5 protein-coding genes are annotated in these 3536 nt (G+C 64.1%); 4 read left to right on the top strand and 1 reads right to left on the bottom strand.

The window, feature by feature from the left end; translation table 11 throughout:
- Positions 1 to 70 precede the first annotated feature (70 nt).
- Positions 71 to 517, bottom strand: a complete 447-nt coding sequence (trxC, locus tag AC13FW_RS19710; protein ID WP_482990208.1) for a thioredoxin TrxC — start codon at positions 515 to 517, stop codon at positions 71 to 73.
- A gap of 520 nt (positions 518 to 1037) precedes the next feature.
- On the opposite strand from trxC, the gene AC13FW_RS19705 reads away from it, so the two are divergent.
- The 4 genes from AC13FW_RS19705 (at position 1038) to AC13FW_RS19690 (ending at position 3444) form a co-directional block, all read left to right on the top strand.
- Positions 1038 to 2111, top strand: coding sequence for a 3-deoxy-7-phosphoheptulonate synthase (locus tag AC13FW_RS19705; protein ID WP_482990207.1), 1074 nt, complete (start codon positions 1038 to 1040; stop codon positions 2109 to 2111).
- Between the two features lie 150 nt (positions 2112 to 2261).
- Positions 2262 to 2705, top strand: a complete 444-nt coding sequence (locus tag AC13FW_RS19700) for a hypothetical protein (protein ID WP_481545245.1) — start codon at positions 2262 to 2264, stop codon at positions 2703 to 2705.
- A 16-nt stretch (positions 2706 to 2721) separates the two neighbouring features.
- Positions 2722 to 2979 carry a GIY-YIG nuclease family protein gene (locus tag AC13FW_RS19695; RefSeq protein ID WP_482990206.1) on the top strand — a complete coding sequence of 86 codons (258 nt, stop codon included), beginning with the start codon at positions 2722 to 2724 and terminating at the stop codon, positions 2977 to 2979.
- 129 nt (positions 2980 to 3108) lie between these two features.
- Positions 3109 to 3444: a YegP family protein gene (locus AC13FW_RS19690; RefSeq protein ID WP_282273201.1), complete on the top strand. Its 336-nt coding sequence runs from the start codon at positions 3109 to 3111 to the stop codon at positions 3442 to 3444.
- The last annotated feature ends 92 nt before the right edge of the window (positions 3445 to 3536 follow it).

Here is a 3536-nt window from a genome sequence, read left to right as displayed (position 1 = left end):
CCTGCTGGCCGCCCCCCCCCCCCCCGCCCCGCCGCCGCCCCCCCCCCCCCCCCCCCCCCCCCCCCCCCCACTACAGGTGCTTGCTCGCCCATTGCACGATGCTGCTGGCTGGCATGGCGCCGGACTGCCGCGCAATCTCGCGGCCGCCCTGGATCAGCACCATCGTCGGAATGCTGCGGATGGCATAGCGGGTGGCGATGGCCGGCTCCGCTTCCGTATCCAGTTTGCCCAGGCGCATACGTGGCTCCAGCTGCACGGCGGCCTTGGCGAACTCCGGTGCCATCTGCCGGCACGGGCCGCACCAGCTGGCCCAGAAATCCACCAGCAAAGGAATCTGCGAACGGTTGGCGTGTGCTTCAAACGCGCTCGCGTTCAAGACCATCGGCGCTGCGGAAAACAAGGCCTGATGGCAGCGGCCGCATGACGGTGCCTGGCTCAGGCGAGTGGCAGGGACGCGGTTTACGGCGTTGCAATGCGGGCAGGCAATCTGCAGCAGTTCGGAACTGGTGTCGTTCATCGGAATGACTTTGTGCGTTGAATCAGTTGTCAGTATCGCTGCCACGACGAGCCGATTGTCCAGCTACCTGTGGAACGCGCATTTCCGCGCGGGATGAACAATTGCAGCGCACACATTGCGGCAATCCACGGTTCATATGCGCGCAGTCGAGGTGTCAAACGGGCTCATTCATTTGAGCTCCGGCAGATGTCGCTGATCGATTCAACAGCTGCTTGAAAGGCCGAATGACGAACTGCTGTTGCCCACTCGCCAAGGCTGAACCTGTCGACGCTCCCGGTCTGTTGCCGCTGAAACTGTCGCATCGCACAAAAAACCGTGTTATCAATGCTCCCCATGAACGCAGCCCGCGCCAGCTTTTACTTTTGGTATTACTTTCCCAAGCCGCTGGCGGAGGAAGGACTGCGCTTACCCTGAAGAAACTTTCAGATGCATTCCCGAAAAGCCGCCAGCGAACCTGGCGGCTTTTTTCATGCCGCCACGCTGGGGCCAAACCATTCACCGCTTTGAACTGGAGACCCCCATGCCCCCCCATACCGACGATCTGCGCATCCGCAAACTTGAACCCCTGACCTCGCCGGCACAACTGCTGGCGCTGCTGCCCTGTGACGAGGAAGCCTCACAGACCGTGGCTGATGCCCGTGCCTCGTTGCACCGCATCCTGCACGGTCAGGACGACCGCCTGGCAGTTGTGGTGGGCCCGTGTTCGATCCATGACCCGGTGGCGGCGATGGAATACGCCCAGCGCCTGCGTCCGCTGCGCGATGCGCTGGCCGGCGAGCTTGAGATCGTGATGCGCGTGTACTTCGAGAAGCCGCGCACCACGGTGGGCTGGAAGGGCCTGATCAATGACCCGGACCTGGACGGCAGCTTCAACATCAACAAGGGCCTGCGCGTTGCGCGTGGCCTGCTGCGTGACATCAACCGCCTCGGCCTGCCGGCCGGCGTGGAGTTCCTGGACGTGATCTCGCCGCAGTACATCGCCGACCTGGTGGCCTGGGGCGCGATTGGTGCGCGTACCACCGAAAGCCAGGTGCACCGCGAGTTGGCCTCGGGCCTGTCGTGCCCGGTTGGCTTCAAGAACGGCACCACCGGCGATGTGAAGATCGCTGCCGATGCGGTCGGCGCGGCCTCGCACCCGCACCACTTCCTGTCGGTGACCAAGGAAGGCGGTACCGCCATCGTGGCAACGCGCGGCAACCCGGATTGCCATGTGATCCTGCGCGGCGGCAAGGCCCCGAACTACGACGCCGCCAGCGTGCAGGGCGCCAGCGATGTGCTGGCCAAGTCGCAGCTGCCTGCGCGGTTGATGATCGACGCCAGCCACGCCAACAGCAGCAAGAAGCCGGAGAACCAGCCCAAGGTGGTCGATGACATTGCCAGCCAGCTGGAAGCCGGCGAGCAGCGCGTGGTCGGGGTGATGATCGAGAGCCATCTGGTGGCCGGCCGCCAGGACCTGGTCGAAGGCCAGCCGCTGGTCTACGGCCAGAGCATCACCGACGGCTGCATCGATTGGGACAGCACCGTGCAGGTGCTGGAGCGTCTGGCCGAGGCGGTGCGTGCGCGCCGCCGCGCCCAGCTGGAGGCGGCGGCCTGAGGATTCCGTGACAGTTTCACTGGCGCACATCGGGCTGTCCAAGTAGTTTACGCGGCGGGAGGCGGTAGGCCTCCCGCCTGCTTTGGAGACAGGGGGAGCACCGTCTCCGGCAGGAAGCCTATGAATCACCGCTCCATGGAGAAGGAACTGATGCGTACCCGTATGTGCACCGTGGCATTGGCGATGATGCTGGTCCCGTCGCTGGCGCTGGCCAAGAAGGAAGTTTTTGATTCGGGCAGTGGCTGCCTGCAGAACCTGTCGGTGGCCGGTGGTTTCACCAGCGGCAAGCAGTTCCTTGCCTCGACCGACCACGAAGGTGTCAGCTACGCCGACGCGTTCGCCAAGACCGTGGCCGCGATTGAAGCTGAAGGCATGGTTGGTGTTTACCCGAACGAGACCACCGGCTACATCGCCGCCGAGAATCCGGTCCGTGGGGGTGGCGGTTCAACCGTTCCGTTGCGCACCACCGTGCGTCGCCAGCCTGACGGCAGCGTCCGCGTCGAAGTGCGTTTCAGCATCAAGGGTGGCCAGATGACGTCCAACAAGGCGGTTGGCGAAGGTCTGTGCAAGATTGCCGACGCAGCCAGCCTGTAAACCGGGGCAGGGCCAGGTGAAGGGGCTGTGGTTTCTGTATCTGCTGGAGTGCCATGACGGCAGCTATTACGCGGGTATCAGTACCGATGTGCAGGCCCGTTTCCTGGCCCATGTTGCCGGCAAGGGCGCGCGTTATACCCGCGCGCACCCGCCGCTGCGGGTGCTGGCCAGCCGCGCCTATGCCGACCGCTCGGCCGCGTCCCGCGCCGAATGGCAGATCAAGCAGCTGCCGCGTGAGCGCAAGCTGGCCTGGCTGGAACGGACAGAAGATTGAGGTAGAGTCGCACCTGTAGCCGCGGCAGCTAGCGGCTTCCAACGTCCGGTCATCCGGGCAAAAGCCACGCATGCGGCGGCGGTAGCAGGGCGGCAGCGTGCCGGCATCATCCTCAAGCGGGGTATTGCAATGGCAGGTTGGTACGAGTTGGACAAGAGCAGCGACGGTCAGTTCTATTTCGTGCTCAAGGCAGGCAACGCCGAGGTCATCCTGACCAGCGAGCGTTACACCACGCGCGCCGGCGCGGAGAACGGTATTGCTTCGGTACAGAAGAACAGCCCGGATGAAGCGCATTACGAGCGCAAGACCGCCAGCGACGGGCGCTACCATTTCAATCTGAAAGCGGCCAACCACCAGGTGATCGGCAGCAGCCAGATGTATGCCTCGCAGGCCGCGCGCGAGGCCGGCATCACCAGCGTCAAGGGCAATGGTCCCAGCACCACGATCAAGGACAAGACGGCGTAGCGGTGTTGTAGCTGTTGCAATGAAAAACCCCGGGAAAACCGGGGTTTTTCAATTGTAGTGCCGAGCCATGCTCGGCACTGGGGGTTCCCGGT

It is taken from the genome of Stenotrophomonas sp. 21LCFQ19, assembly GCF_056861425.1.
Note: the sequence above shows the minus strand (reverse complement) of the source record. Positions and strands in the feature narration are given on the sequence as shown.